Origin of the sequence: Paraburkholderia gardini (assembly GCF_907164545.1) — a bacterium.
GTDB lineage: Bacteria > Pseudomonadota > Gammaproteobacteria > Burkholderiales > Burkholderiaceae > Paraburkholderia > Paraburkholderia gardini.
In genome coordinates this window covers 86,721-113,139 of the sequence record NZ_CAJQZB010000005.1, presented here as the reverse complement: position 1 = coordinate 113,139, position 26,419 = coordinate 86,721, and the positions used below count along the sequence as shown (strand labels likewise).

At 63.1% G+C, this 26,419-nt stretch carries 28 protein-coding genes, 1 tRNA gene and 1 pseudogene; 16 read left to right on the top strand and 14 right to left on the bottom strand.

Annotated features, from left to right (window positions below; genetic code table 11):
- Nucleotides 1-27 precede the first annotated feature (27 nt).
- Together LPA37_RS05920 and dusA are read right to left on the bottom strand one after the other, a co-directional pair.
- Nucleotides 28-103, bottom strand: a tRNA-His gene (locus LPA37_RS05920).
- Nucleotides 104-201: 98 nt separating this feature from the next.
- Entirely contained in the window at nt 202-1,203 is a 1,002-nt protein-coding gene (gene dusA, locus LPA37_RS05915) for a tRNA dihydrouridine(20/20a) synthase DusA (RefSeq protein ID WP_228974560.1), read from the bottom strand.
- Between the two features lie 308 nt (nt 1,204-1,511).
- On the opposite strand from dusA, the gene LPA37_RS05910 reads away from it, so the two are divergent.
- A complete protein-coding gene (locus LPA37_RS05910) occupies nt 1,512-1,781 on the top strand; it encodes a hypothetical protein (RefSeq protein ID WP_090533340.1) in 270 nt (89 codons plus the stop codon).
- A 201-nt stretch (nt 1,782-1,982) separates the two neighbouring features.
- Nucleotides 1,983-2,312, top strand: a complete 330-nt coding sequence (locus LPA37_RS27860) for a glycosyltransferase (RefSeq protein WP_407672487.1) — start codon at nt 1,983-1,985, stop codon at nt 2,310-2,312.
- A gap of 80 nt (nt 2,313-2,392) precedes the next feature.
- On the opposite strand, the gene LPA37_RS05905 is transcribed toward LPA37_RS27860, so the two are convergent.
- From LPA37_RS05905 to LPA37_RS05895, 3 genes are all read right to left on the bottom strand, one after another.
- Nucleotides 2,393-2,848: a hypothetical protein gene (locus LPA37_RS05905; protein ID WP_228974559.1), complete on the bottom strand. Its 456-nt coding sequence runs from the start codon at nt 2,846-2,848 to the stop codon at nt 2,393-2,395.
- Nucleotides 2,849-2,979: 131 nt separating this feature from the next.
- Complete coding sequence (locus LPA37_RS05900; RefSeq protein WP_229012034.1) at nt 2,980-3,201, bottom strand: hypothetical protein; 222 nt, start codon at nt 3,199-3,201, stop codon at nt 2,980-2,982.
- A gap of 122 nt (nt 3,202-3,323) precedes the next feature.
- On the bottom strand, nt 3,324-4,754 hold the full coding sequence (locus LPA37_RS05895; protein ID WP_228974556.1) for an MFS transporter: 1,431 nt from the start codon (nt 4,752-4,754) through the stop codon (nt 3,324-3,326).
- Between the two features lie 176 nt (nt 4,755-4,930).
- Between LPA37_RS05895 and LPA37_RS05890 the strand changes: the two genes are divergently transcribed.
- Nucleotides 4,931-5,983 carry an NADP(H)-dependent aldo-keto reductase gene (locus LPA37_RS05890; RefSeq protein ID WP_228974554.1) on the top strand — a complete coding sequence of 351 codons (1,053 nt, stop codon included), beginning with the start codon at nt 4,931-4,933 and terminating at the stop codon, nt 5,981-5,983.
- 392 nt (nt 5,984-6,375) lie between these two features.
- A complete protein-coding gene (locus LPA37_RS05885) occupies nt 6,376-6,798 on the top strand; it encodes a hypothetical protein (RefSeq protein ID WP_228974552.1) in 423 nt (140 codons plus the stop codon).
- Between the two features lie 50 nt (nt 6,799-6,848).
- Here the strand turns inward: LPA37_RS05885 and LPA37_RS05880 are convergent, their stop codons facing one another.
- Both LPA37_RS05880 and nodI read right to left on the bottom strand, forming a co-directional pair.
- A complete protein-coding gene (locus tag LPA37_RS05880; protein WP_228974551.1) occupies nt 6,849-7,679 on the bottom strand; it encodes an ABC transporter permease in 831 nt (276 codons plus the stop codon).
- An 87-nt stretch (nt 7,680-7,766) separates the two neighbouring features.
- Nucleotides 7,767-8,753, bottom strand: a complete 987-nt coding sequence (nodI, locus tag LPA37_RS05875) for a nodulation factor ABC transporter ATP-binding protein NodI (RefSeq protein ID WP_267478124.1) — start codon at nt 8,751-8,753, stop codon at nt 7,767-7,769.
- Nucleotides 8,754-8,937: 184 nt separating this feature from the next.
- Between nodI and LPA37_RS05870 the strand changes: the two genes are divergently transcribed.
- A complete protein-coding gene (locus tag LPA37_RS05870) occupies nt 8,938-9,402 on the top strand; it encodes a universal stress protein (protein WP_228974547.1) in 465 nt (154 codons plus the stop codon).
- 32 nt (nt 9,403-9,434) lie between these two features.
- On the opposite strand, the gene LPA37_RS05865 is transcribed toward LPA37_RS05870, so the two are convergent.
- The 3 genes from LPA37_RS05865 to lexA all read right to left on the bottom strand — a co-directional run bounded on the left by LPA37_RS05865 (nt 9,435) and on the right by lexA (nt 11,219).
- Nucleotides 9,435-10,091 (bottom strand): DUF2939 domain-containing protein, encoded by a 657-nt coding sequence (locus tag LPA37_RS05865; RefSeq protein ID WP_228974545.1) that lies wholly within the window; start codon nt 10,089-10,091, stop codon nt 9,435-9,437.
- Between the two features lie 116 nt (nt 10,092-10,207).
- On the bottom strand, nt 10,208-10,549 hold the full coding sequence (locus LPA37_RS05860) for a hypothetical protein (protein ID WP_228974543.1): 342 nt from the start codon (nt 10,547-10,549) through the stop codon (nt 10,208-10,210).
- A 19-nt stretch (nt 10,550-10,568) separates the two neighbouring features.
- Complete coding sequence (gene lexA / locus LPA37_RS05855) at nt 10,569-11,219, bottom strand: transcriptional repressor LexA (RefSeq protein WP_228974541.1); 651 nt, start codon at nt 11,217-11,219, stop codon at nt 10,569-10,571.
- Between the two features lie 293 nt (nt 11,220-11,512).
- Here lexA and LPA37_RS05850 point away from each other — a divergent pair, with 293 nt between their 5' ends.
- The 6 genes from LPA37_RS05850 (at nt 11,513) to LPA37_RS05825 (ending at nt 17,807) form a co-directional block, all read left to right on the top strand.
- Nucleotides 11,513-12,553: a sulfate ABC transporter substrate-binding protein gene (locus LPA37_RS05850; RefSeq protein WP_229012032.1), complete on the top strand. Its 1,041-nt coding sequence runs from the start codon at nt 11,513-11,515 to the stop codon at nt 12,551-12,553.
- A gap of 174 nt (nt 12,554-12,727) precedes the next feature.
- Nucleotides 12,728-13,642, top strand: coding sequence for a sulfate ABC transporter permease subunit CysT (gene cysT, locus LPA37_RS05845; protein ID WP_229012030.1), 915 nt, complete (start codon nt 12,728-12,730; stop codon nt 13,640-13,642).
- Nucleotides 13,639-14,613, top strand: coding sequence for a sulfate ABC transporter permease subunit CysW (cysW, locus tag LPA37_RS05840; RefSeq protein ID WP_229012028.1), 975 nt, complete (start codon nt 13,639-13,641; stop codon nt 14,611-14,613). The genes cysT and cysW overlap by 4 nt, the downstream gene beginning before the upstream one ends.
- A gap of 12 nt (nt 14,614-14,625) precedes the next feature.
- Nucleotides 14,626-15,684 carry a sulfate/molybdate ABC transporter ATP-binding protein gene (locus LPA37_RS05835; protein WP_228974534.1) on the top strand — a complete coding sequence of 353 codons (1,059 nt, stop codon included), beginning with the start codon at nt 14,626-14,628 and terminating at the stop codon, nt 15,682-15,684.
- 64 nt (nt 15,685-15,748) lie between these two features.
- Entirely contained in the window at nt 15,749-16,675 is a 927-nt protein-coding gene (locus LPA37_RS05830) for a CysB family HTH-type transcriptional regulator (RefSeq protein ID WP_228974532.1), read from the top strand.
- Nucleotides 16,676-16,775: 100 nt separating this feature from the next.
- Nucleotides 16,776-17,807 (top strand): asparaginase, encoded by a 1,032-nt coding sequence (locus LPA37_RS05825; RefSeq protein WP_228974530.1) that lies wholly within the window; start codon nt 16,776-16,778, stop codon nt 17,805-17,807.
- A gap of 236 nt (nt 17,808-18,043) precedes the next feature.
- On the opposite strand, the gene lysM is transcribed toward LPA37_RS05825, so the two are convergent.
- From lysM to gcl, 4 genes and pseudogenes are all read right to left on the bottom strand, one after another.
- Nucleotides 18,044-18,544, bottom strand: coding sequence for a peptidoglycan-binding protein LysM (lysM, locus tag LPA37_RS05820; RefSeq protein ID WP_228974529.1), 501 nt, complete (start codon nt 18,542-18,544; stop codon nt 18,044-18,046).
- Between the two features lie 452 nt (nt 18,545-18,996).
- Nucleotides 18,997-19,923: pseudogene (locus LPA37_RS05815) on the bottom strand (2-hydroxy-3-oxopropionate reductase); the annotation flags it as partial.
- A gap of 33 nt (nt 19,924-19,956) precedes the next feature.
- Nucleotides 19,957-20,766 (bottom strand): hydroxypyruvate isomerase, encoded by an 810-nt coding sequence (gene hyi / locus LPA37_RS05810; RefSeq protein WP_228974525.1) that lies wholly within the window; start codon nt 20,764-20,766, stop codon nt 19,957-19,959.
- A gap of 45 nt (nt 20,767-20,811) precedes the next feature.
- Nucleotides 20,812-22,587 (bottom strand): glyoxylate carboligase, encoded by a 1,776-nt coding sequence (gene gcl / locus LPA37_RS05805; RefSeq protein WP_229012023.1) that lies wholly within the window; start codon nt 22,585-22,587, stop codon nt 20,812-20,814.
- A gap of 211 nt (nt 22,588-22,798) precedes the next feature.
- On the opposite strand from gcl, the gene LPA37_RS05800 reads away from it, so the two are divergent.
- From LPA37_RS05800 to priB, 5 genes are all read left to right on the top strand, one after another.
- Nucleotides 22,799-23,710, top strand: a complete 912-nt coding sequence (locus LPA37_RS05800; RefSeq protein WP_228974521.1) for a substrate binding domain-containing protein — start codon at nt 22,799-22,801, stop codon at nt 23,708-23,710.
- 132 nt (nt 23,711-23,842) lie between these two features.
- Complete coding sequence (locus LPA37_RS05795; RefSeq protein WP_229012021.1) at nt 23,843-24,574, top strand: RNA polymerase sigma factor; 732 nt, start codon at nt 23,843-23,845, stop codon at nt 24,572-24,574.
- On the top strand, nt 24,564-25,436 hold the full coding sequence (locus LPA37_RS05790) for an anti-sigma factor family protein (protein WP_228974517.1): 873 nt from the start codon (nt 24,564-24,566) through the stop codon (nt 25,434-25,436). The genes LPA37_RS05795 and LPA37_RS05790 overlap by 11 nt, the downstream gene beginning before the upstream one ends.
- A 264-nt stretch (nt 25,437-25,700) precedes the next feature.
- Nucleotides 25,701-26,075 (top strand): 30S ribosomal protein S6, encoded by a 375-nt coding sequence (gene rpsF, locus LPA37_RS05785; protein ID WP_090533281.1) that lies wholly within the window; start codon nt 25,701-25,703, stop codon nt 26,073-26,075.
- 42 nt (nt 26,076-26,117) lie between these two features.
- Nucleotides 26,118-26,417 (top strand): primosomal replication protein N, encoded by a 300-nt coding sequence (priB, locus tag LPA37_RS05780; RefSeq protein ID WP_228974515.1) that lies wholly within the window; start codon nt 26,118-26,120, stop codon nt 26,415-26,417.
- The last annotated feature ends 2 nt before the right edge of the window (nt 26,418-26,419 follow it).

Here is a 26,419-nt window from a genome sequence, read left to right as displayed (position 1 = left end):
CTGACTGGGCTAAGTGCTTGATTTTGCTGGGGTGGCTGATGGGGCTCGAACCCACGACAACAGGAATCACAATCCTGGACTCTACCAACTGAGCTACAGCCACCACTGAAACAGCTTTGAACTGCTTTCTGGCTCACCATGAACTGGCTTGCCGATCAAGAAGCGAGATTATACAAACACGAATGCGGTTTGCCTAGTCCTTTATTCAAACATTTCGGCAGGCTCACGCAGATGCGTGCGTGCTTCATCAAAGATCGCGAGATCGCCGGACGCCAGCTTCCTGTTATCCGACAACACGCGGCGCCATCCTCGCGCACCCGCGACACCGCGATACAGTCCAAGCGCATGACGCGTAATACCGCCGAGGAACGTGCCGCGCGCAAGTTCGGCCGCGCAATACTCGATGAGTTTCGCTTCGGCGGCTTCGCGGCTCAATGCGGGTTCTGACGAACCGTAGAAACGCGCGTCGACATCGGCGAGCACATACGGGTTGTGATAAGCCTCGCGTCCGAGCATCACCCCATCGACGTGTTGCAGATGGGTTTCGACCTCATCCAGTGTTTTCACGCCGCCATTGATGATGATTTCGAGCTGCGGAAAATCGCGCTTCAACTGATATGCGTAGTCGTATTTGAGCGGCGGGATCTCGCGATTCTCTTTCGGGCTCAAGCCTTTGAGGATCGCGTTGCGCGCATGCACGATGAACACATCGCAACCGGCGTCGGCAATCGTGCCGACGAAGTCGCGCACGAATCCATATTCCTCCATCGCATCGACGCCGATGCGATGCTTCACCGTCACCGGCACCGAAACCACATCGCGCATGGCCTTCACGCCGTCGGCGACCAGTTGCGGCTCGTTCATCAGACACGCGCCGAACGCGCCACGCTGCACGCGCTCCGACGGGCAACCGCAATTCAGATTGATCTCGTCATAGCCCCACTGCTCGCCGAGCTTCGCCGCACGCGCGAGATCGGCCGGCTCGCTGCCGCCCAGCTGCAACGCAACGGGCGCTTCGTCGGAAGTGAACGCGAGGTGACGCGCGACGTCGCCATGAATCAGCGCGCCTGTCGTCACCATCTCCGTATAGAGCCACGTATGGCGCGACAGGATGCGATGAAACGAGCGGCAATGACGATCGGTCCAGTCCATCATCGGCGCAACCGATACGCGACGGGGACTCGGGGATTGGGACAAAGACATGGGAGCGGCCAGACGGCGGGGAATCAAACCGGGATTTTACCGCAAGCCGGCGACGCGGCTTCTCCCTGCCGCCGGCACGGGTTTAAACACGCCGAAACCGCCCGGAACCGGGGTCGAAATGTCCGAAGCCCTTGTCCTTCAAGGCTGCGACCCATTGTTCCTTTTTGCAGAATAGTAAATTCGAATTATCGGCATAAATTTTCGATAGTAGGGGTATACACTGCCTCCATCGACGTTGCGACAGGCGAAAACAAAAACCCTTCCGCAACGGCCTCGTACCGAAAATCAACGTTTATTGGAGAGTCATCATGAAGAGCAAGCTTATCGCCGCCGTCCTGATCGCCGCTTCTGCCTCGATCGCCGCTCCCGCCTTCGCAAGCGGCTACGGCCCGGCACCGCATTACAACCCGACCATCGGCGCACCGGCTTCGCAGCAAGGCCAGAATTCGCAAACCGTCGCTGCCGAGCAGGCCGCTCAGGCTTCGAACAGCGCCTACGGCGGTGTCAACGCGTCGTCGTCGCAATCCGGCAACCGCGCGGAACAAACCGGCCCCCGCTCGGTTTTCTTCGGTCATTGATTGATCGCAGGCGGGACGCCCCACAAGGGCGTCCCGCTTTTGCATGTCCGGCTGTTCGCGTTACTCCTTCGCTTTGCCCCCGCTGCCGTTTTTCGTCCGCTTTTCTGTCTTGTTCAATCCAGTTTCGCAATCTACTCCATCGCATTGGCGGCCTTGACCTTGCGTCGATCGTAGTGACAATGCGTCGTCCTCGAGTTTGCGTTGCATCCCAACCATCATGTCTCGGGCGTAACCGTCATCCTTGAAGCCGTCGCGGCGGGCGAGCCTGTCGTTGCTACGGCAACAGGCGGTCTCGAGGAATATTCTGGCGCAGGCAGCATCTGGTACGTGCCGGCGCATGACCCCAGTGCGATGCGCGAACAGTTAGCGTTTCTCGCACGCGAACCGGGAGTCACGACAGAACAGATACGTCGCGCGCAGAAGGATGTGACTGCGCGCGCATTCGCGAATCAGCACGTGATGCTTACGCGGTCATTGATCAACAGGCCGACGGAGCGCATTGCCGAGCCGTTGCCGCACTCGTGCACATGAGCATCAACCGATGCCGGGCGTGACGATGAGTCAGTGATCGTTACGTTCCGTGGGGACAGTGGCTTTCCCGCATATGGCTGTCACTTTGCCGATACCACGAGCTTAAGCTTGCCGGTGCCAGCGGTGGTTGCGGTGATTTGCGTGCGGTTGGCGCGCTCACCCAAATAGAAATGCTGGCGAGCGGGGGAGTTTTGATCGTGCGTCGCTTCCGGGAGACACGAAGCAATATCCGCTGCGAGAGCCTGCAGCGCATCCGCGGTGGGGCCAACTGCGCTGTGTGGTGTCCAGATGCATTGATAACTCGCGCCTTCGGTGTTGCATCGTGCATCGTCACCGTAGACCTGGGCCACGCTTTTGCCGTCGCTCGCCTTGAGCGAGGTGAATCCGTCCGGCGCTGCCGCCACGATTCGTTTTAGCGCGGCGCATGGGCTAGGCGTGTCATCGGCTAGGGCTACGCCAGTCGATAGCGTCCATACGGACAACGCGGTGACTGCCAGTAACGCAGGAGCTCGCTTTTTCTGCCTGATCTTGTTCATCGAAAAATGTCCTCTGCATAATGCCGCGACAATGCGAACTGGAGAGCGTCGCGAGGTTTTTTCAATCCCGTTGCAAGGTCTCCCGGTGAGCATCGGGGTTGCCCGGCGTGCAGATCGCCATTCCGCGCGGACTACCTTTCCAGATCGAAGCGGATGGTTTGATCAGGCGAGTCTGCCGGATCGGGCGTGACGATATCGGTCAGGAATGGCTCAAGACCAAAGAGCCGTGCGAATCCCAATGTGAGCGACGCCGACAGGCGCGTGCCTTTTTTGCGCTCCGCGGAGCCGACAGGATCGGCCGTGACGGCGGCGTCTCCGGGTTCGTCGGAAGCGGGTGCGGGATCTGGGTTCATGACGATGGCCTTGCGCTGGACGGTGGCGACTTTAACCAGCAATTACGTAGCAATCGGTGTGCCTGACCGTTTTTCACCACCCTCGCCGGTCAACACGGGTCAACACGGGTCGTCACGCTGCATCATGCGCCGCTGCGCCCATGTCCGCTCACGTGCGCACCCGCGCGCCGGTCGAGGCCGACTACGTCCGCGATGGCCGCGCATCCGAGGGTGGCCACAATCAGGAACGCGAGGTTGAAATCGGCGGTTGTGACGGTCTGGCCGCCGTGGCCGTGAAACCAGGCCGCCATCCGCAACGCGATCGCGCCGAATGCGACGCCCATGCCCACTGTCATCTGCCCCAACGTGCTCGAAAGCGTGGACGCGCCGCTCATTTGCGGCTTGGGGACGTCCGCGAACATGAGCGTGTTGATCGCGGTGAACTGCAGTGAACGCGCGAGTCCGCTGATGAACAGAACCGTGACGATCCAGAATGCGGGAGTCGCAGGCGTCAGCAGACTCATCGCCGCGAGCGTCAGCGCCGCGAACACGCCGTTCACGAGCAGCACCGAGCGGAAGCCGTAACGCCGCATGACGGGCGTCGTCACAAGTTTCATCGCGAGATTGCCGGCGAATACCGCGAGCGTCAGCAGCCCGGACTGAAACGCGTTCATGCCGAAGCCGATCTGGAACATCAGCGGCAACAGGAAAGGAACCGCGCTGATCGAGATGCGAAAGAGCGACCCGCCGCCCAGCGCGACCGCAAACGTCTTGATCCTGAGTGCGGACAGATCGACGACGGGATGCGCCGTCCGTCGCAGATGAAACAGCGCAGCCGTGCCGGCCATGACGCTCATGCCGAGACACACGAACGTCTGCTTCCAGGGCGCGTCGGCGCGTCCGGTCAGTTCCATCGCGTACATCAGCGCCGTGCAGGCGAGCCCCGACAGCACGAACCCCATGGCGTCGAATGGACGTTTTTGCACGTCGCGTTCATTGCCGATGAAGCGCCACGCGAGCACGAGCCCGATCAGGCCGAGCGGCAGATTCAGATAGAAAATCCAGCGCCACGATGAATACGTGGTGATCAGTCCGCCCAGCGGCGGCCCGATAACGGGCGCGACGAGCCCCGGCCACGTGATGATCGAGATCGCACGCATCAGGCTGTCCTTGGGCGTCGCGCGCAGGACGGCGAGCCGGCCGACCGGCACCATCATCGCGCCGCCGATGCCCTGAAGCACGCGCGCAGCGGTGAATTCGACGAGACCGTTCGTCATGCCGCACAGCACCGAGGACGCGGTGAACACCGCGAGCGCGCCGGTGAATACATTGCGCACGCCGAAGCGGTCGGCGGCCCAGCCGCTGATCGGGATGAACACGGCGAGCGTCAGCAGATACGACGTGATGCCGATGCTGAGATCGACCGGATGCACGTCGAACGAGCGCGCCATCTGCGGCAGCGCGGTGGCGATGATCGTGCCATCGAGGTTCTCCATGAAGAACGCGGCGGCCACGAGCGTGACGATCAGCGACGAATCACCGGAACGCGGTGCGGCGGGCGATGAACCTGACATCTGCATGACACTCCGGAGCGAAGCAGGCGAAACCTTGACGAATTGCAGCGCGAACTGTGTCGGTGGCGCATCCGCGTGCGCTGCGCGAGAGCGTCATTCTAGCGGCCCAGCGCGTGGCGCGCCGGCGTGGTAACTTCGACGTTTCTCCGTTCACATACAGCACAAGGAACAGTTCGATGGAATACCGCAGACTCGGCGCAACGGACGTAAAGGTCAGCGTCATCGGCCTCGGCACGATGACGTGGGGCGAGCAGAACACCGAAAGCGAAGCGCATGCGCAGATCGACTACGCGCTCGACCACGGCGTCAATCTGATCGATGCGGCGGAAATGTATCCGGTGCCGCCGCGCCCCGAGACGCAAGGGTCGACCGAACGCCATATCGGCACGTGGATCGCGCAGCACCAGAGCGCGCGCGAGAAGATCGTGCTCGCCACCAAGATCGCCGGCCCGGCCCGCCAGCCGCACAACCCGCGGCACATTCGCGGCGAAGGCAACCAGTTCGACCGCAAGAACCTGACCGAAGCGCTGAACGACAGCCTCAAGCGCCTGCAGACGGATTACGTCGACCTGTATCAACTGCACTGGCCCGACCGCAGCACGATGACGTTCGGCCGCACGGCGTACCCATGGATCGACGACGCCTACACGGTGCCGATCGAGGAAACGCTGTCGGTGCTCGCGGAATTCGTGAAGGAAGGCAAGGTGCGCCACATCGGCGTGTCGAACGAGACGCCGTGGGGCGTCGCGCAGTTTCTGCGCGCGTCGGAAAAGCTCGGCCTGCCGCGCATCGTCAGCATCCAGAATCCGTACAGCTTGCTGAACCGTACGTTCGAACTCGGCCTGTCGGAGTTCAGCCATCGCGAGAACGTGGGTCTGCTCGCCTATTCGCCGCTCGCTTTCGGCTGGCTGTCGGGCAAGTACGAAGGCGGGGCGCGTCCGGCTGGTGCGCGCATCACGCTGTTCGAGCGTTTCCAGCGCTACAGCAAGCCGCAATCGGTCGAGGCGACGACGCGCTATGTCGAACTCGCGAAGCGTCATGGGCTTTCGCCGGCCCAGCTCGCGCTCGCGTTCGTGAACAGCCGTCCGTTTCTCACGAGCAATCTGGTCGGTGCGACGTCGCTTGACCAGTTGAAGGAAAACATCGCGAGCGTGGAAGTGACGCTGTCGCCGGAAGTGCTGGCCGAAATCGAGGCGCTTCACGAGCGGCAACCGAATCCGGCGCCGTAATCTCACCGGCTTTCGACGGTTTTCCGCGCTTTTCGTGCAATGCACAGTGAACAGCCCCGGTTTTTCAGCCGGGGCTGTTCTGCTTTCGGCCGCCGCGTCGCGTCTGAAGGTGCCTGACCCGATTGGTGCGTTGCCGCGCGATCGGTGACGAATTGCCGTGTTCAATCGGCAAACGCGACCTAAACTGGGGAACTGGGCTGAGGGATCCGGATGGGACAGCGGACCGACATAACCGGTTAAGGCGCGGGCGCGGCACGCATGACGCAAGCCGGGTGCACCTGCCTGCTGGCGCGTCGGGATGGTACGATTCAGCCCGCGATTGCATGCACCCGCTGCCAGCTGCCGCGACGCGGCTGTCCGTGCGAAAAGAACGATTGAATCCAGGAAACAGAATGGCGCAACAGAAAACGAATCCGAAACTTGAACAGGCGCTCACGCGTGGGGACCTCGCGATCCGCCAGGCGAACTCGGCGCGCGCGACCGCGCTGTTGCGCGCGCTCGGCAAGATGATCGTCGAAGCCTCGGCGACGATCGGTGTGGAAGCGTTCACGCTGATTCCCGACGGCGATCGCATCTACGATCCGGCCGACGGCATGTGGCCGCAACCGCTGCTCATTTCGCTCGACGGCCCGGTTGAAGAAGCGGATCAGGACGAAGTGCGCACGATCCGCCTCGTGGCTGACGATCCGGGCACGGTGTTTCGCGTCGAGTGGCAGCGTGCGGACGGCAAGATCGGACGCCAGGACGGCGGCCCGTTCGCCACCGTCGCGTTTATTTCGGACGTCGACATTCCGTGGACCGACGACGAAGACTGAGCGCCGGCACCATCCGCTTCATCGCGCCTTAGGTGTAATCGGGTCCGGATTCAGCGCATCATGCGGCGCCGGAACAGCACGGAAGCCAGGATGAACGGCACGATCACATACGCCGCCAGCACGCCGACGTGCAACGCGACGCCTTCCAGCGGCCGGCCGAGCATCACCGGCCGGATCAGATCCACCGCGTGCGCAAGCGGCAACAGCAGCGTCACCTGCCGCGCGATTGCCGGCAACTGTGCCACCGGAAAGAACACGCCGGAGAGCAGCATCATCGGCGTGAGCGCGAGCGTCTGATAGAACATGAAAAAATCGTACGACGGCGCGATCGCCGTCACGATCATCGCGAGACTCGCGAACGCGAGGCCTGTCAGCACAATGACGGGCAGCGCGATCAGCATCGACGGAAAACTCGCATAGCCGAGCACGCCTGCCACCAGCATGATCGCAGCGCCAGACAGCACGGATTTGCTGGCCGCCCAGATCACTTCACCCAGCACGATATCGCCGAGCGTCAGCGGCGTATGCATGATCGCTTCCCACGTGCGTTGTACATGCATGCGCGAAAAGCCCGAATACATCGACTCGAAACTCGCCGACATCATCACGCTCGATGCGACCGTGCCCGCGGCGAGAAACGCGATGTACGACACGCCGTCGACGTGTCCCACCATCAGCCCGAGTCCGAGGCCAAGGCCGAACAGATAGATCATCGGATCGGCGAGGTTGCCGAACATCGACGCCACGGCGAGCTTGCGCCACACCAGATAATTGCGGCGCCAGACGGCGATCCAGTTCACCGCGTTCGCGGGCAGCGCGGCGAAGCCTTCGTGCAGCCGGGAAGGTTTTGCGGAGGATGATTCGTAACTGCGTGCGTCCATATCTGTCGGGTGAATCTCTTTGCCTGTGCTACCAGTGGGTTAGCCGGTTTGCGTGTGAAGCCGAAGCGGCTGCTGTGCTCATGTGCGTCAGTCCTGCATCTCGCGGCCGGTGAGCCGCAGAAAGACGTCTTCAAGATTGGCCGGTCGATGCAGATAGCGCAGATCAGTCCGCTGTCTGAGCCTGGCATGCACGGGCTGCGGATCGTCGACGTAGCAGAACAGCGTCTCGCCGCTGATTTCCGTGCGCACGGCGAGCGGCGTGAGTTCGTCGCGCAGCGTCGCGGGGTCCGGGCCGTAAATCTCGATCACATCGCAACCGATCTCCGATGCGATCAGCTCGCGCGGCGCGCCTTCCGCGATCTTGCGGCCTTCCTCGATGACGCACACGCGGTGACACAGCCGCTCGGCCTCTTCCATGAAGTGGGTGGTGAGCAGGATCGTCTTGCCGCGCGTGAGCAGCGAACGCAGCCGCTCCCAGATTAGATGTCGCGCCTGCGGGTCGAGACCAGTGGTGGGCTCGTCCATGATCAGCACGTCGGGATCGTTGACGAGCGCGCGGGCCAGCGTGAGACGTCGCTTCATGCCGCCCGAGAGTTCGCCGACGCGCGCGTCGGCCTTGCTTTCGAGCCGCGCGAATTCGAGCAGCGACGGCACGAGATCGCGCGTCTTTACCGCGCTCAGGCCGAAGTAGCGGCCGAACACCAGCAGATTCTCGCGGACGGTGAAATCGGGATCGAGATTGTCGAACTGCGGTACGACGCCCACGCGCATGCGCGCGTAACGCGCCCGCGACGGGATCGGCTCACCGCAAAGACGGATCGTGCCCGCATCGGGTGCGGCGATGCCGAGCAGCATGCGCAGGGTCGTCGTCTTGCCGGCGCCGTTCGGGCCGAGCAGGCCGAAACACTCACCGGCGCGCACGTGGAACGAGAGGCCGTCGACGACGGTCTTATCTCCATAATGCTTCTTCACGTCTTCGAATTCGATTGCAGCGGCTGACATGGGACGAGACCTGCTCCGTTCGTTTCGAGCCTGCGTTGAAAAACGCCCGCGACGCCTGCGAGGCGGGGGCAGGCTATTCTAAGGGCATCGCTGGCGATGCGCTGGGCGTCATGGCACAGCGCCGGGGCATCTTTTGCACTGCGGCAGGGCATCAAATGCGGTGGCGACGCACCTGGCGTTTTCCATCCCTTGCAACCTGAATTGCGGCGCACCATGATTGAAGTGAAGCCGCGATCGACGCGGATGGGAGATGACCATGGCGAGCTACCAAAAAATCCTGCTGTGCTACGACGGCTCGCGCGAAGGCCGCAAGGCGCTGCGTTGCGGCGCTGACCTTGCACTGGACCTGAAGGCCGAAACGCACCTGCTGTCGGTCGTCGACATGCGCTCGAGCATCGCGCAGAGCGCGGGTTTGCTCACCGATGTCGCCTGTGGCCGTTTCGAAGACACCGCCCGCGACATTCTCGAGGAAGGCGTGAACTGGCTCACCGAACGCGGCGTTCAGGCGCACGGGCATTTTGCGTTCGGGAATCCGATCGATGAAATCGCCAGTCTGGCGAACCAGTTGCAGGTCGACCTGGTCGTGGTCGGCCATCGATGCCGTACCGGCCTTTCGCGATGGTGGATGGGCGCGGGCAACACGCCGCTGCTGGATCGTGTCTCGTGCAGCATCCTGGTTGCGTGTTCTTCAGTGGCGGAGCAGCAACAGGCGGCTGCCTGAGGCTCCACCCGATCTCGGGGTAGAGACGCTGTTCAGCCGTTGAGATCGACGGCGGACAGCTTCCACGAAAAGAGTCCATCGCGGCGCAGGATCGCGGAATAGCGCGTATCGCCGACGCCGTGCTGATACGTGACGACGAACTCGTTGATTCCGCGATAGCCCGCGGTAGTTTGCGGCGGCTGGGGCGGCGTCTGCTGGACCACGGTTGAAGATGCGGGCGCCGTTGCCGTTCCAGCCGACGGTGCGTCCGTCTGACCACCCGTTGCGCCATTCGCCACCGGGCCAGCCGGCTCGGGCGGCCGTTCGCCGGGTTCGCCGCGCGGCGGCATGCCATTCAGCAATGCGGCGACGCCATCTGGTGTCGCGTACGCGTCCACCAGCGGACCAATCAATGCAACGCCGATCATTGCGCCGATCGCGGCAAGCGGATTGCCGTTGTGTTGCGCATCGAGCCGCCGTGCGAGCAGGCCGGTGACCTGCTGCTTCAGGCTGTCGCGCAGCGCCGGAAAGTCGACGTATTCATTGACCGTTTCGGCATCGCGTGCGTCGGCGGCACGCTTCAGGCGATCGAGCGCGACGTAAGGCGACGCATAACCATACCCAAGCGCAGCGATAACAGCGACAACAACGATCGTGATCACGAACGCGTGGAAGGGCCGTCGGTTTCGTGTGGGTATCAGAACACTCATAAGTTGCGGTCAACGTTAAATGTTATTTAACGTTGACCGCAACAAAGCGGAAACGATCCCTTGTGACGCGCCACACAGCGACACAGCCGCGGGAAACCGCTCTCGCGCGCCTTCAGTTATTCGAACAGCGCGCCTTGCATCGCCGCGCTTTCTTCGGCGATGCAGCGATCGATCATGCTGCATACGGCGTCGACCGTTCCCACCATGATGAGTCGTGACGGCCCGTGATACACGCGCACCGGGGCGCGGCGCCCCGGCTCCGCATTCAGCCCGGAATTCAGCGAGACACGCGCAAACGCCGGCATTGCGGAAGGCAGCGTGGGCGTTTCTGTCGTTGCGTCACGCTCGAACAGCGACGGCGCATGGAGAACGTCGAGCGCCCCGCACGGCACCAGGTTGCGCAGATGACGCAGACGTCCGAACTGACGGAAAGGGAGCAGGCGGGCAAGACGTTCCATGTAACTCTCCAGGCGAAGTTCAGAATTCAGTCGGGCGGATCAGCCCGACTGCAATGCCTTCGAGCGCGAATTCCCCGCTGCCGGCCTGAACAAAGATGTTGTCGTAATCGGGATTCTCGGCGATCAGTTCGATACCGTCCGGCCGGCGCTTCAGGCGCTTTACCGTCACGTCGTCGCCGATCCGGGCCACGATGATCTGCCCGTCTTTCGCTTCGCTCTTCTTCTGGACGGCGAGCAGGTCGCCGTCGAAGATGCCCGCGTCGCGCATCGACAGCCCGCGGACCTTCAGCAGGTAGTCTGGCTTGCTCGAAAAGAGCGCCGGGTCACATGCGTAATGCTGCGAGATATGTTCCTGCGCGAGGATCGGGCTACCTGCTGCAACCCGGCCGATCAGCGGCAGCGACAGCTGCATGATGCTCGAGTGGGGCAGCGTGAACTGATAAGGGCTGTCATCCGAACCCAACAGCAGACGGATGCCACGCGAGGCGCCCGCTGCAAGCTCGATCACGCCTTTGCGCGCCAGCGCGCGCAAATGTTCTTCCGCCGAGTTCGCCGAGCTGAAACCGAGTTCGGCTGCAATCTCCGCGCGGGTGGGCGGGAAGCCGGTGCGTTCGATCGCCCGGCGGATCAGATCGAAAACCTGCTGCTGTCGTGCGGTGAGTTTGGTCATGGCGCCACTGTATGGATGAACAGGTGACTGTATTTTTATACAGTAATCCGCACATTTCAAGCTTTACTTTAAGTTCGCCCGGACCGGCGCCGCTGGAACGGCGTTTTTTGACGCTATTGCACCCGGATTCGTGCCGCAACACCGCGCCGGGCGGTCGTTACCACTTTTAAGTATTAAAAAATGAAGAACAATTATTTTTAATGATGAAGGCCGTTCGATAGACTGCCTCTCAATCGATGCAAAGCAACGCACACACGCCGCAATAACGAAAGAACAGACCGGAGAATTCGTCAATGAACAGCAGCACGGGGCTGGCAGGCAGGACACGACAAATCGTTACGGCGCTCGCGCTGGGCGTCGCGGCAGCGGCCGGTTTCGCCGCTCAGGCGCACGCAGCGGATGCGACGACGTTGTTGAACGTCTCATACGACCCAACACGCGAGTTGTATCAGGACATCAACCAGGCGTTCGGCAAGGAATGGAAGGCGAAGACCGGCGAGCAGGTCACGTTCAAGCAGTCGCACGGCGGCTCGGGCGCCCAGGCGCGCTCGGTGCTCGACGGGTTGCAGGCCGACGTGGTGACGCTCGCGCTGGCTTACGACATCGACGCGCTGGCCGCCAAAGGGCTTATCGACAGGAACTGGCAGAAGCGTCTGCCGGACAATGCGTCGCCGTACACCTCGACGATCGTGTTTCTCGTGCGCAAGGGCAACCCGAAGCACATCAAGGATTGGGACGATCTTGTGAAGCCCGGCGTGTCGATCGTGACGCCGAACCCGAAGACATCGGGCGGCGCGCGCTGGAACTATCTGGCCGCGTGGGCCTATGCCGAACATCAGCCGGGCGGCAACGCCCAGAAGGCGAAGGAGTTCGTCAGCAAGCTCTACAAGAATGCAGGCGTGCTCGATTCCGGCGCACGCGGCGCGACGACGAGCTTCGTGCAGCGCGATATCGGCGACGTGCTGATTGCGTGGGAAAACGAGGCGTTCCTGTCGATCAAGGAATTCGGCGCGGACAAGTTCGAGATCGTCGTGCCTTCGGTGAGTATCCTGGCTGAACCGCCGGTCGCGGTGGTCGACAAGGTCGTCGATAGACATGGCACACGCAAGCTGGCCGAGGCGTATCTGAACTTCCTGTATAGCGAGGAAGGCCAGGAGATCGCCGCGAAGAATTTTTACCGGCCGCGTTCGGACAAGGTGCCGGCCGCGCTGACGGCGAAGTTTCCGAAGCTGAAGCTCTACACCGTCGACGACAGCTTTGGCGGCTGGGCCAACGCCCAGAAGACTCACTTCGCGGACGGCGGCGTCTTCGATTCGATCTATCAGCCGCAGTGAAGCCGTTCCCTCGCGATGTATGAGCATGAGGATCAGCAGTAAGGCCAGAAAGGCGTGCCCGTCGGGTGCGCCTTTCTGACTGGATGGGCCCCTGAGTTTCAATCCGGCTGAACCCGCCTTCACCTGTTTCGAGCGTGAATTGAAAGCGGTTTTAACCCCGAACGAGCATCCAGCATGACGACGTTGACCTTCCGCAAGCCGAGCGCGTTACCCGGCTTCGGCCTGACACTCGGTATCACGGTGGCGTATCTGAGCCTCGTGGTGTTGATTCCGCTTGCGGCGACCTTCCTGAAAACCGCGACGCTCGACTGGCCGCAGTTCGTGCGCGCCGTGACGTCGCCGCGCGTGCTCGCGTCGTACCGGCTGACATTCTTCGCCGCGCTGGGCGGCGCGCTGATCAATGCCGTATTCGGCTTTCTGGTGGCGTGGGTGCTGGTGCGCTATACGTTTCCGTTCAGACGTCTCGTCGATGCGGTCGTCGATCTGCCGTTCGCGCTGCCGACCTCCGTGGCCGGTATTTCGCTTGCCGCCGTGTATGCGGGCAACGGCTGGCTCGGACAGTTTCTCGTGCCGCTCGGCATCAAGGTCGCGTTCACGCCGGCGGGCGTGCTGGTCGCGCTGACGTTCATCGGTTTGCCGTTTGTCGTGCGTACTGTGCAGCCGGTGCTGGAGGAGTTCGAGCGCGAACAGGAAGAAGCCGCTGCCTGCCTCGGTGCGTCGCGCTGGCTGACGTTTCGCCGGGTCGTGCTGCCCGCCGTTTTTCCCGCGCTGCTGACAGGTTTCGCGCTGGCCTTCGCCCGTGCGCTCGGCGAGTACGGCTCGGTGATTTTCATCGCGGGCAACGTGCCGATGAAATCTGAAATCACCTCGCTTCTCATCATCACCAAGCTCGAACAGTACGACTATGCGGGCGCGACGGCGCTGGCGGTTGTCATGCTGGTCGTGTCGTTCCTGATGCTGCTGCTGATCAACACGCTGCAGTGGTATCTGCAACGGCGTACGAGCCGCGGGGCGTCAGGGCCGTCGTTGCCGCCGGGGTCGCACGCGAACAGTCCGGCAGACGCTGTCGTTTCCGGAGGTGCGCAATGAGCCGCGATTCCGTGACGACAGTCCCGGCTAACCCGCTCAAGGCCGAAGCAGTGCGCCGTCGCCCCGATCCGGTGACGGAAAGACGCGCCGTGCGCTGGCTGCTGATCGGCATTGCGCTGCTGTTTCTCGCGCTCTTTCTCGTCGTGCCGCTCGCGGCGGTGTTCTATCAGGCGTTCAGCAAGGGTGTCGGCTTCTATTTCGAAGCGCTTGCCGATCCGGATGCGCTGTCGGCCATCAAGCTCACCGTGATCACCGCGGCAATCGCCGTGCCGCTCAATCTCGTGTTCGGGCTTGCCGCATCGTGGTGTATCGCGAAGTTCGAATTCCGCGGCAAGGCGCTCCTCACGACGCTGATCGACTTGCCGTTCTCCGTGTCGCCGGTGATCTCGGGTCTGGTCTACGTGCTGATGTTCGGCGCGCAGGGCTGGTTCGGGCCGTGGCTCCAGGATCACAACGTGCAGATCATCTTCGCCGTGCCGGGCATCGTGCTCGCGACGATCTTCGTTACGTTCCCGTTCGTCGCGCGCGAGCTGATTCCGCTGATGCAGGCGCAGGGCAACGACGAAGAAGAAGCCGCCCATGTGCTCGGCGCATCGGGCTGGCAGATTTTCCGCCGCGTCACGCTGCCGAATGTGCGCTGGGGACTGCTGTACGGCGTGATTCTCTGTAACGCGCGCGCGATGGGCGAGTTCGGCGCGGTATCGGTGGTGTCGGGCCATATTCGCGGGCAGACCGACACGATGCCGCTGCACGTCGAGATTCTCTACAACGAATACAACTTTTCCGCGGCGTTCGCCGTGGCCTCCGTGCTCGCGCTGCTGGCGCTCGTCACGCTGGCCCTGAAGCTGCTCGCGGAACGTCATCTGTCGGCGGAACAGGCCGATGCGCGGGCCGTACCAGCGTACGCCGGCCCCGTCACCCTGTCGCCGGCGCCGGTGCCGTCGCATGCGGCCGGCCGTCCGGTTCAGTAAGGAGAGCAGCACATGGGCATCACCGTTCGTAACCTGCAGAAGCGTTTTGGCGATTTCACCGCGCTCGATAACGTATCACTCGATTTTCCGCCGGGCGAACTCGTCGCGCTGCTCGGGCCTTCGGGGTGTGGCAAGACCACGCTGCTGCGGGTGATTGCCGGGCTCGAATATGCCGACGCCGGCCAGGTCGTGCTGCAAGGCCAGGATGTCGCCGCGGTCGGCGCGCGTGAGCGTCAGGTCGGCTTCGTGTTCCAGCATTACGCGCTGTTCCGTCATATGACGGTGTTCGAAAACGTCGCGTTTGGTCTCAGGGTCAAGCCGCGCAGGGAGCGGCCGTCGGAAGCAGTGATTCGCGAGAAAGTGCATGAACTGCTGAAGCTCGTGCAGCTCGACTGGCTCGCGCAACGCTTTCCGTCGGAACTCTCGGGTGGACAGCGTCAGCGGATCGCGCTCGCACGCGCGCTGGCTGTCGAACCGAAAGTGCTGCTGCTCGACGAGCCGTTCGGCGCGCTCGACGCGAAAGTGCGCAAGGAGCTGCGCAGCTGGCTGCGGCGTCTGCACGACGACCTGCATATCTCGACGATTTTCGTCACGCACGACCAGGAAGAAGCGCTCGAAGTAGCCGACCGCATCGTCGTGCTCAATCGCGGACACGTGGAGCAGGTCGGCAGCCCGCAGGACGTGTACGACCATCCACAGACATCGTTCGTCTACGAATTCCTCGGCGCGGCGAACCGTCTGCACGGCAAGGTGGATGGCGGCGGATTTGTGGTCGACGGCGCGGCGTTGCCGGTTTCCGTGGCGGCGGGCTTCGAAGGCCCGGCGTTCGCGTATGTGCGCCCGCATGACATCGCGTTGTATCCGGAGGCGGACAGCCATCGCGACGGCATCACGGTCGGCGTGCGGCGGGTCGTGACGCTGGGCGGTTCGGTGCGCGTCGAGCTTGAGGGACACGGAGGCCGCGTGCTCGAGGCCGAGCTCGACCGCGAGGCGTGGCGTGAACTGCGGCTGAACATCGGCGACGGCGTAACGGCCGTGCCGCGCGCCCTGCGCGTGTTTCCCGCACCCTGATCACGAATGCCCCCATGCACATGAATTAACCCAACCTGACTTCGGTTCAACCCGGGACGAGAACATGAATTTCCAGCAACTGCGTTTTGTGCGCGAAGCGGTGCGCCAGAACATGAACCTGACCGAAGTGGCGAACGTGCTTTACACGTCGCAGTCGGGCGTATCGAAACAGATCAAGGATCTCGAGGACGAACTCGGCGTCGATATTTTCATCCGTCGCGGCAAGCGGCTGACAGGACTGACCGAGCCGGGCAAGGCGGTGCATCAGTTGATCGAGCGGATGCTGCTCGACGCGGAGAACCTGCGCCGCGTCGCGCGTCAGTTCGCCGATCAGGACAGCGGCCATCTGGTCGTCGCCACGACGCACACGCAGGCGCGCTATGCGCTGCCGAAGGTGATCCGCCAGTTCACGGCAGTATTTCCGAAGGTGCATCTCGCACTGCGTCAGGGCAGTCCGCAGCAGATCGCGCAGATGATCATCAACGGCGAAGCGGACATCGGCATTTCGACTGAAGCGCTCGACCGTTATCCGGACATCGTCACGTTCCCGTGCTACTCGTGGCATCACGTCGTGGTGGTGCCGAAGGACCATCCGCTCGTCGGCCGGCCGAACCTGACGCTCGACGAAATCGCCGAATTCCCGATCGTCACCTACGATCAGGATTTCACGGGCCGCTCGCACATCGACCAGGCGTTCGCGAAAGCGGGCGCGATGCCCGACGTCGTGCTGACCGCGATCGACGCCGACGTGATCAAGACGTACGTCGAACTCGGCATGGGCATCGGCATCGTCGCGGCGATGGCCTACGACGCGAAGCGCGACACGGAGCTTGTCGCGCTCGATACGCAGCATCTGTTCGAGGCGAGCACGACGCGCGTCGGTCTGCGCAAGGGCGCGTTCCTGCGGGCGTACGCGTACCGGCTGATCGAAATGTTCGCGCCGCAACTGAACGAAACGGAAATCGCGGCGCAGCTGCGCGAGGCAGCCTGACGGGCATTCGCGGCGAGGATGGCGATGGCGCAATCATGCGTCCGCGCGGTCGGGCATACGCCGCGTGGAACCGCGCCGCGCATCGCTTACAATCGCCGCCATGAATACTTCCACTTCTTCCTCCGGCGCGGCGCCGTCAAGCGGTCTGCCGCGCATTGCCGTGCTCGCGACGGGCGGCACGATCGCGGGTTCCGCCGCCGATGCCACGAATACCGCCGGTTATCAGGCGGGCGTGGTCGGCGTCGACCGGCTGCTCGCGGCGGTGCCGGCGCTGGCGGGCTTGGCGCAGGTGCAAGCCGAACAGGTTGCCAGCATCGACAGCAAGGACATGGCGCTCGCGCTGTGGACCACGCTCGCGCAACGGGTGAACACGCTGCTCGCCGCGGACGACATCGACGGCGTCGTCATCACGCACGGCACCGATACACTCGAAGAGACCGCGTATCTGCTGCATCTCACCGTGAAGAGCACGAAACCGGTCGTACTGACCGCCGCCATGCGGCCCTCCACGGCACTCTCCGCCGATGGACCGCTGAACCTGCTGAACGCGGTCGTCGTGGCTGCCAGCGCCTCGGCGCACGGGCAGGGCGTGCTCGTCGCGGTCAATAACCGGATCCACAGCGCGCGCGACGTCGTGAAAACCAGCACGTTCGCCGTCGACGCCTTCCAGTCGCCCGAAGTCGGCGCGCTGGGTTGGGTGCAGGACGGGCAGGTCGAGTTTCAGCGCGGCGTCGTGCGTGTGCATACGATCGCCACCGAATTCGTGATCGGCGCGCAATGGCCCGACGTCGAGATCGTCACGAGTTACGCGGGCGCGTCGCGCGTGGCCGTCGATGCGTTTGTCGCGGCGGGTGTGCGCGGCATCGTGGTCGCGGGCACCGGGAACGGCTCGATCCATGCGTCGATCCAGCTGGCACTCGCGGATGCCGTGTCGCAGGGCGTGGCCGTCGTGCGCGCGTCGCGGGTCGGCGCCGGTCACGTGATGCGCAACGGCGCCGCACCCGACGACACGCTCGGTTTTGTCGCCGCGAACGGGCTGAATCCGTACAAGTCGCGCGTGCTGCTGATGCTGGCGCTCGCCGCCGGCGCAACCGGCCCGGTCGTGCTGCAGCGCGCTTTCGATACCTATTGAGCGGCGGGCACGTCGCGAGGTTTGGCCGTCTGTGAGGTAATCCACGCGACTGGATGCTACCGGTCACGCCCGGCATGCAATTCGTGACGCTCGCCGGCGCGATCGCCAACGACGTCCACGGCAGGAATCATCACGCACGCCATATGACGTATCGATGAAACGCGGCGGTGCAGGTTCGACCTGGACCGCCGCTTTTTTTGTTTACGTCATGTTCGACGTAACGTATCGAAGCAACCTTACACAGCGGGAATCACCAGCACCTGACCCGGATAGATCCTGTCCGGACTCTTCAGCATCGGTGTATTCGCCTGAAAGATCACGTCGTTTTTCGCGCCGCTGCCGTAATATTTTTCCGCGATCTTCCACAGGTTGTCGCCGGAGACGACCGTGTGGAACCGGGCTTCCGGCGCCGGACGGGTGACCGTGAGCTGATCGTCCACCTTTTCGACGTTGTGCACGTTGCCGGCCGCGACGAGGATTTTTTCTTTCGTCGCCTGGTCAGGCGCTTCGCCCGAAACGGTGACGGTATGGCTCGCGCCGTCGTACGTGACCTGCAGACTGGTGGCCTTCAGGCCCTGAACCTTGATGTAGTTCGCGATGGCGTCGCCGGCAATCCTGTTCAGCGTGGCGATATCCACGGGTGCCGCCGCTGGATCTGCCTGAGCGGCTTGAGCCGGTGCCGCTGCCGTGCCGAACAGTTTTTCGCCGGCGTCCTTGATGAAACTGAGCATACCCATCGATCGTTCTCCTGACGTGATGAAGAGGGCGCATGCAGCCCCCTGGGAATCTGATCGCAAGACAACCAGATAGAACCGGTCAATGGTAAGAAAGAATGACGGGAGGTTTGTCAAAAAAGATGAAGGCGGACGGTCCGGCCATGAGGGCCGGGAGCGCGCGTGGAAAAACATGAAATCCGACAGCCGGACACCCGACGACGACGTCTGACCGACCAAGGCTTCCCCGGCATCGCCGGGCGCCGCTGCGGACCCCACTGGCCGCTCTCAGCCCAGAGCGGCTCGATTTGCCTCACCCGTCACGCGTGCCGCGCAGCGGACAAAGCGCCCCACTGATCTGGCCGCCGCGCGAGTGGCGGCGGCCATGTTGTGCCACTACGATATATCTCGACCCGCCAGCGCCGCGAACCTGACGCACACGCACGCTAACGGGCCTTTGGAGAAAACGTCGTGAATCAGGCCGCTTTCGCTTCCTTGCCGGGGGCCTGCGCCACTTCGAAGTTCGCCATGATTTCCAGCGCGCGCACCATCGCCGAGTGATCCCATGCCTTGCCGCCGTTTGCCACGCACACGCTGAACAGTTGCTGCGCGCTCGCGGTGTGGGGCAGCGCGATACCGAGCTTGCGCGCGCCATCGAGTGCGAGGTTCAGGTCCTTTTGATGCAGCTCGATGCGAAAGCCCGGATCGAACGTACGCTTCGTCATGCGCTCGCCGTGCACTTCGAGAATGCGCGACGAGGCGAAGCCACCCATCAGGGCCTTGCGCACGCGTTCCGGATCGGCGCCCGAACGCGCGGCAAACAGCAGCGCTTCGGCAACCGCCTCGATGTTCAGCGCGACGATGATCTGGTTCGCGACCTTGCACGTCTGGCCCGCACCGTTGTCGCCGATAAGCGAGATGTTCTTGCCCATCAGGTCGAAGAGCGGCTTCGCGATGTCGAACGATTTCTGCGGGCCGCCCACCATGATCGTCAGCGTCGCTTCACGTGCGCCGACCTCGCCGCCCGATACCGGCGCGTCGAGGTAATCGCAGCCGAGTGCGTTGATCTTCTTCGCGAACGCCTGGGTTTCGAGCGGCGAAATCGAGCTCATGTCGATGACGAGTTTGCCTTTCGTGAGACCGTTCGCGACGCCATCGTCGGCGAACAGCACGTTGGCCACGTCGGGCGTGTCCGGCACCATCGAGATGACGATGTCGGCGGCTTTCGCGACGGCGGTCGAACTCTCGACGACCGTGGTCTGCGTGCGCAGATCGTCAGGCACCGGATACGCGCCGTTGACGATCAGCGTGTGACCGCCCTTGATGAGATTGCGCGCCATATGCGCGCCCATGATGCCGAGACCGATGAAACCGATTTTTGCCATTGATGTATCTCCGTGATACCGGGTTGATCGTTTGAAACCGTGCGCTGACCTCTAGGCCGCGACGTGCGCCGCGCCGCGTGCCTGGCCGGCGATGCGCTGGACCCAGTCGAGCCCGGCGGCGGTCGTCGTGCGCGGCTTGTATTCGCAGCCGATGTAGCCTGCGTAGCCCAGCGAGTCGAGCAGTTCGAACAGGAACGGGTAGTTGATTTCGCCGGTGCCCGGTTCGTTGCGGCCGGGGTTGTCGGCGAGCTGGATGTGTGCGATCTGCGGCAGGTTCTTTTTGATCGTCGCCGCGAGTTCGCCTTCCATGCGCTGCATGTGATAGATGTCGTATTGCAGGAACAGGTTGTCCGAACCGACAGCGCGAATCACGTCGAGACCTTCCGACGAACGGTTCAGCGCGAATCCGGGAATATCGTACGAGTTGCATGGCTCGACCAGCAGCCGGATGCCTTCTTTCTTCAGCGCATCAGCGGCAAAACGCAGGTTGTCGACGATCGTCGAGCGCGCCTTGTCCGCGTCGATGCCGGCCACCGGAATGCCGACGAGGCAGTTCAGTTGCGGCACCTTCAGCGCCTTCGCGTATTCGATCGCGCGCCCGACGCCTTCCTGGAATTCGCCGACCCGGTCCGGCAGACACGCGATACCGCGCTCTCCTGCTTCCCAGTTGCCCGCGGGCAGGTTGTGCAGCACGAGCTTCAGACGGTTCTGCTGAAGACGTTCGGCCAGTTCGGTTGTCTTGAACGGATAGGGGAACAGGAATTCGACGGCGTTGAAGCCCGCGTCCGCCGCCGCCGCGAAGCGGTCGAGGAACGGGACTTCGTTGAACAGCATGGTCAGATTGGCGGCAAATTTTGGCATGATTCGAATGGTTTCCGGCTGGTCGGTCAGTTGAAAAGAAGAAGCTCAGTCGAGTGTGCTGATCGCTGTCGGCGCATCTTCGTGCCTTGCGGCGAGTTCTTCGAACTCGTTCACCGCGTCGATCTCCGTGCCCATCGAAATGTTCGTCACGCGCTCCAGAATCACTTCGACAATCACCGGCACGTTGAACTCGGAGAGCATCGACTGCGCACGTTGCAGCGCGGGCTTGAGTTCTTCCGGCTTGAACACGCGGATCGCCTTGCAGCCGAGACCCTCGGCCACCGCGACGTGATCGACGCCATAGCCGTTCACTTCCGGCGCGTTGATGTTGTCGAACGCGAGTTGCACGCAGAAGTCCATGTCGAACGCGCGCTGGGCCTGACGGATCAGTCCGAGGTACGAGTTGTTCACGACCACATGCACGTACGGCAGGTTGAACTGCGCACCGACGGCCAGCTCTTCGATCATGAACTGGAAGTCGTAGTCGCCCGAGAGCGCGACGATCGGACGTTGCGGGTCGGCTGCGCGCACACCGAGCGCAGCCGGAATCGTCCAGCCCAGCGGGCCGGCCTGGCCGCAGTTGATCCAGTTGCGCGCCTTGTACACGTGCAGGAACTGCGCGCCGGCGATCTGCGACAGACCGATCGTGCTCACATAGCACGTGTCGCGGCCGAACACCTGGTTCATCTCTTCGTACACGCGCTGCGGCTTGATCGGCACGTTGTCGAAGTGCGTCTTGCGATGCATCGTGCGCTTGCGTTCCTGGCAATCCGCGACCCACGCGCTGCGGTCTTTCAGCTTGCCGGCGGCCTTCCATTCCTTCGCCACCTCGACGAAAAGTTCGAGCGCCTTTTTCGCATCCGACACGATGCCGAGATCGGGGCCGAACACGCGGCCGATCTGCGTCGGTTCGATGTCGACGTGCACGAACTTGCGGCCCTTCGTGTAGACCTCGACGCTGCCCGTATGACGGTTCGCCCAGCGGTTGCCGATACCGAGCACGAAGTCGGAGGCGAGCATCGTCGCGTTGCCGTAGCGATGCGAGGTTTGCAAGCCGACCATGCCGGCCATCAGCGGATGATCGTCGGGAATCGCGCCCCATGACATCAGCGTCGGAATCACCGGCACGCCGACCGTTTCCGCGAACGTCACGAGCAGATCTTCAGCGGCTGCGTTCAGCACGCCGCCGCCGGAGACGATCAATGGCTTGTCCGAATCGTTGAGCAACGTCAGCGCGGCTTCGATCTGCTTGCGCGTGGCGGCGGGCTTGTAGACCGGCAGCGGTTCGTACGTGTCGATGTCGAATTCGATTTCGGCGAGCTGCACGTCGATCGGCAGATCGACCAGCACAGGACCCGGACGGCCCGAGCGCATCAGATGGAACGCCTGCTGGAACACGCGCGGCACGAGCGCCGGCTCGCGCACCGTCACCGCCCATTTCGTGACCGGCTTCGCGATCGACTCGATATCGACGGCCTGAAAGTCTTCCTTGTAGAGACGCGCGCGCGGCGCCTGACCGGTAATCGCGAGAATCGGAATCGAGTCGGCCTGCGCGGAATAGAGACCGGTGATCATGTCGGTGCCGGCGGGGCCCGACGTGCCGATGCAGACGCCGATGTTGCCCGGCGACGCCCGTGTATAGCCCTCGGCCATGTGCGACGCGCCTTCGACGTGCCGCGCGAGCACGTGGCTGATATTGCCGGCCTTGCGCATCGCCGAGTAGAACGGGTTGATCGCGGCGCCCGGTACACCGAACGCGGTATCGATACCTTCTCGTTCGAGCACGAGTACGGCTGCGTCGACGGCTCTCATCTTGGCCATGAATGTCTCCTGAATGTCTTTGAATGCTGTCTGAACTGCGTCGGGCGAGCCGTTGCAGGCTGTTGAGATGCACTTTAGGCTTCACCCGAAGTTTTGATAAGATCGGTTCAGGTCGCTTATTCCGAAACAAAAAGTATGGAATGCCGTTTCTGCGGGGTTTGTCCGCGAGCGCGGTGTGGGAAGTTGTCGAAACAGCGACAGGAGACAGAAAATGGACCGCTTCAAGCAGATCGAAACCTTCGTGCGCGTCGCCGACGCGGGAAGCCTCGCGGCCGCGGCGCTGGAGGAGGGCGTATCGCCCGTGATCCTCGGGCGGCGCATCGACGCGCTCGAAAAGCGGCTCGGCGTGAAGCTGATGTACCGCTCGACGCGGCGGCTCGTCGTCAGCGAGGAAGGCACGGCGTTTCTCGAGCGATGCCGGGGACTCCTGACCGAGTGGGACCAGGCCGAAAACGAACTGGCGGCGGGGCGGCGCGCGGTGAGCGGCCACCTGATCGTCTCGGCGCCGGCCGCTTTCGGGCGCAAGCACGTGGCGCCGCTCGCGCCGGCATTTCTCGCCGGCAAGCCGGAGCTGCAGGTGTCGTTCAATCTGACCGATCGCGTGGTCGATCTCGTGCGCGAGGGGTACGACCTGTCGATCCGCATCGGCGGCGCCGTCGATCCGAATTTCGTCGCGGTGAAACTGGCGACGAACCGGCGCGTCGTGTGCGGCACGCCCGCGTATTTCCGCCAACATGGTCGGCCGAAAACGCTCGAAGACCTGCCGCAGCACAACTGCCTTGCGTTTAATCTGCAGGGCGGCCAGAACCGCGGCTGGTATTTCCGGCGTAACGGCAAGCTCGCGACGGTGCGCGTCGGTGGCACGCTCGACTGCAACGACGGCGAACTGCTGCATCGCTGGGTGTCGGAAGGACTCGGCCTTGGCTGGCGCTCGACGTGGGAAGTGCAGCAGCAGCTCGCGCGCGGCGAACTGGAAACCGTGCTCGACGAATTCGCGCTGCCCGACTACGACATCCTCGCGGTGTATCCGCAGCAACGCTACGTGCCGGCGAAGGTGCGCTACTTTATCGATTATCTGAAGGACGTTTACGCGCGCGACGACTACTGGAGCGGCGTGGCGTAGTTAAAGTGCGCCACGGCTGCGCCGATGGCGCGCCGCGAGGCTGTCGGCGGATATTTTTGCCGGAATGTCGCGAAGGCGGGAATAAAGTCGGTGCGCGACCCGTATTGCAGCCGTGAAGCCAGGAGGGCCCGCGTGCGCCAGACCGATACCACCAGCAGCGGAAGAAACGACGAAGCCGAACGCAGCCGTCGTTTTCAGGAACTGGCGCTGCCGCATCTCGATGCCGCTTTCAACCTCGCGCGCTGGTTGTCGGGCAATGCCAGCGATGCCGATGACATCGTCCAGGAAGCGTTTATGCGCGCATTCCGTTTCTTCGATACGTTCCGTGGCGACAATGCGCGGCCATGGCTGCTCGCGATCGTGCGGCGCACCTGGTACACGGAATGGCGTAGAAGGGCGAGCTCGCGTGAGGTGGCCGAATTCGACGATTCGCACGAAGAGGCCGTGTTCGACGGCTGGAGCCCGACAAGCATCGATCCGCAGGCGCTGATGATCCGCGAGGAAGACGCGCGGCGCGTGCATGTCGCGCTGGAGCAGCTGCCGGTGGAGTATCGCGAGGTATTGATCCTGCGGGAACTGGAGGAACTGAGTTATCGCGAGATCGCGATCGTCGCCGATCTGCCGGTCGGGACGGTCATGTCGAGGCTTGCACGCGGCCGGCGCCGGCTGGCGGTGGCGCTGGCCGCGCAGGAAGCGCGCGGCAGCAAGACAGGGGGCACCCACGCCGACGACACGCGCAACCGCGCGCCAGGTGCACGGACGGCACGCGCGGATGCGCTCGATACGCCGCCGTCCGGCTGGACGCCAAGCGATCCGGGCGCCGCGGCCGCCGGCGCGAACCAGGAGACGCCAGATGGACTGTAACGAAGTGCGTCCGCTCATCGATGCCAGCGTCGATCGCGAACTTTCGCCGGTCGAGGAACGCCGCGTGCAGCAGCACGTCGCCCGTTGCGCGGCCTGCCAGCGCGAGACGGAGATTCTGCGCGCACTGGCGGGCACGATCCGTCAGGCCAGCTACCATCGCGCGCCGGATGTGCTCAGGGCGCGTATCGTCACCGGATTGCCGGCGATCGAACCTGCTTCGCCGCCTGCGGGTGCGCGCCGACGTGCCTGGCGGTTTTCATGGTTCGACGGTTTGCGTCTGCCGGTGGGTATGGGGTTCGGCGCGGCAAACGGCAGGACGGCCGGATCGGGCTGGCTGACCGTGCTGGTCATCGCGCTGTGTGCGGCCGTCGCCGGCGTCACGCTGACGTTGCGCCGTCCCGCCAACGTCAGCCCGTTCGTCGATGAACTGGTGTCGAGTCACGTCCGGGCGCAGCTGTCGGGACGCGACATCGACGTCATTTCGACGGATCAGCACACTGTGAAGCCGTGGTTCAACGGCAGGCTCGACTATGCGCCACCGGTGGTGGATCTCACGGCGAGCGGTTTTCCGCTGGCCGGCGGCCGGCTGGATTACCTTGGCCACAGGCGGGTGGCGGTGCTGACCTATCGTTACCGCAAGCATGTGATCGACGTGTACGTGTTTCCCGACACGGACCGGGCGGGCGGCGATTCTGGCGCGTGGGCGGCCTCAACCGCTGGCGCGACGCTGGTGCGCGACGGTTATTCGCTCGTCCACTGGCGTGAGGACGGCATGGTCTGGTGGGCAATCACCGATGCCGCGCCTGATGCGCTGAGCGCGCTGGAAACCGCGCTCAAAGCCCGCCCGCAGCCATCGGAATGACGTTTTTCGGGACGGTTCGCCGCGAATCGCGCGTCCGGCCGGTTGACGTGCCGGCATGCCCACGCCTGCTTTATCCAGCAAAAACGGGGAGCTGATCGTCACGTCACACGATAACCCGTTGAAAACACGACCGAAACGGCGCGCAAACCGATGCAATGTCTTGTGTGCCGCCCCCATTCGTGCTACATTCTCCGGCTTCTCACTTGCCACACCGGTTCCGACGCCCGGGTGGCTTCTATCCATAAGTCAGCACAAGGAGTGAATATGCGTCATTACGAAATCGTATTTATCGTGCATCCCGATCAGAGCGAGCAGGTGCCCGCCATGATCGAGCGCTACAAGACCACGATCACGTCGCACGGTGGCCAGATCCATCGTATCGAAGACTGGGGCCGTCGCCAGCTGGCCTACATGATCGAGAAACTCGCGAAGGCACACTACGTCTGCATGAACATCGAATGCGATCAAACCACGCTCGACGAGCTGGAACACGCATTCAAGTTCAACGACGCGGTTCTGCGTCACCTCATCGTCAAGCAGAAAAAGGCTGAAACCGGCCCGTCGCCGATGATGAAGGAAGTGCAGCGCGAAGAAGCCAAGAAGGCGGCTGCCACGCAACCGTCCGAAGCGCAGGCTTAAGACAATCGTTATTTAAGCCATCAGGATTAAAGCGTCGCTCTCGTGAACAGGCTGCAACTGACAGGCAGCGTCGTCGAACGCGAACCGGTGCGGTACACCCCCGCCGGCGTTCCGATTGCAAGCTGTACGTTGCTTCACCGCACGGAAGTCGTCGAAGCCGGCATTACGCGGCAAGTCGAACTGACCATGCCGGCGGTGGCCGCCGGCGAGACGAGTGGCAGGCTTGAAAAGTGTGGAATGGGCGTCGAAACGCTCTTCACCGGTTTTCTGGCCAAAAAGAGCCGCAACGCACGAACCCTGGTGTTTCACATCACAGAATTGCAGGACATTGGAAAGGACTGAAC

Bases quoted from the DNA above. Each gene is read 5' to 3' on its own strand.
- dusA (WP_228974560.1), bottom strand. From the start codon at position 1,203: ATGTCTTTGTCCCAATCCCCGAGTCCCCGTCGCGTATCGGTTGCGCCG.
- LPA37_RS05910 (WP_090533340.1), top strand. From the start codon at position 1,512: ATGAAGAGCAAGCTTATCGCCGCCGTCCTGATCGCCGCTTCTGCCTCG.
- LPA37_RS05905 (WP_228974559.1), bottom strand. From the start codon at position 2,848: ATGAACAAGATCAGGCAGAAAAAGCGAGCTCCTGCGTTACTGGCAGTC.
- LPA37_RS05900 (WP_229012034.1), bottom strand. From the start codon at position 3,201: ATGAACCCAGATCCCGCACCCGCTTCCGACGAACCCGGAGACGCCGCC.
- LPA37_RS05895 (WP_228974556.1), bottom strand. From the start codon at position 4,754: ATGTCAGGTTCATCGCCCGCCGCACCGCGTTCCGGTGATTCGTCGCTG.
- LPA37_RS05890 (WP_228974554.1), top strand. From the start codon at position 4,931: ATGGAATACCGCAGACTCGGCGCAACGGACGTAAAGGTCAGCGTCATC.
- LPA37_RS05885 (WP_228974552.1), top strand. From the start codon at position 6,376: ATGGCGCAACAGAAAACGAATCCGAAACTTGAACAGGCGCTCACGCGT.
- LPA37_RS05880 (WP_228974551.1), bottom strand. From the start codon at position 7,679: ATGGACGCACGCAGTTACGAATCATCCTCCGCAAAACCTTCCCGGCTG.
- LPA37_RS05870 (WP_228974547.1), top strand. From the start codon at position 8,938: ATGGCGAGCTACCAAAAAATCCTGCTGTGCTACGACGGCTCGCGCGAA.
- LPA37_RS05865 (WP_228974545.1), bottom strand. From the start codon at position 10,091: ATGAGTGTTCTGATACCCACACGAAACCGACGGCCCTTCCACGCGTTC.
- LPA37_RS05860 (WP_228974543.1), bottom strand. From the start codon at position 10,549: ATGGAACGTCTTGCCCGCCTGCTCCCTTTCCGTCAGTTCGGACGTCTG.
- lexA (WP_228974541.1), bottom strand. From the start codon at position 11,219: ATGACCAAACTCACCGCACGACAGCAGCAGGTTTTCGATCTGATCCGC.
- LPA37_RS05850 (WP_229012032.1), top strand. From the start codon at position 11,513: ATGAACAGCAGCACGGGGCTGGCAGGCAGGACACGACAAATCGTTACG.
- cysT (WP_229012030.1), top strand. From the start codon at position 12,728: ATGACGACGTTGACCTTCCGCAAGCCGAGCGCGTTACCCGGCTTCGGC.
- cysW (WP_229012028.1), top strand. From the start codon at position 13,639: ATGAGCCGCGATTCCGTGACGACAGTCCCGGCTAACCCGCTCAAGGCC.
- LPA37_RS05835 (WP_228974534.1), top strand. From the start codon at position 14,626: ATGGGCATCACCGTTCGTAACCTGCAGAAGCGTTTTGGCGATTTCACC.
- LPA37_RS05830 (WP_228974532.1), top strand. From the start codon at position 15,749: ATGAATTTCCAGCAACTGCGTTTTGTGCGCGAAGCGGTGCGCCAGAAC.
- LPA37_RS05825 (WP_228974530.1), top strand. From the start codon at position 16,776: ATGAATACTTCCACTTCTTCCTCCGGCGCGGCGCCGTCAAGCGGTCTG.
- lysM (WP_228974529.1), bottom strand. From the start codon at position 18,544: ATGGGTATGCTCAGTTTCATCAAGGACGCCGGCGAAAAACTGTTCGGC.
- hyi (WP_228974525.1), bottom strand. From the start codon at position 20,766: ATGCCAAAATTTGCCGCCAATCTGACCATGCTGTTCAACGAAGTCCCG.
- gcl (WP_229012023.1), bottom strand. From the start codon at position 22,587: ATGGCCAAGATGAGAGCCGTCGACGCAGCCGTACTCGTGCTCGAACGA.
- LPA37_RS05800 (WP_228974521.1), top strand. From the start codon at position 22,799: ATGGACCGCTTCAAGCAGATCGAAACCTTCGTGCGCGTCGCCGACGCG.
- LPA37_RS05790 (WP_228974517.1), top strand. From the start codon at position 24,564: ATGGACTGTAACGAAGTGCGTCCGCTCATCGATGCCAGCGTCGATCGC.
- rpsF (WP_090533281.1), top strand. From the start codon at position 25,701: ATGCGTCATTACGAAATCGTATTTATCGTGCATCCCGATCAGAGCGAG.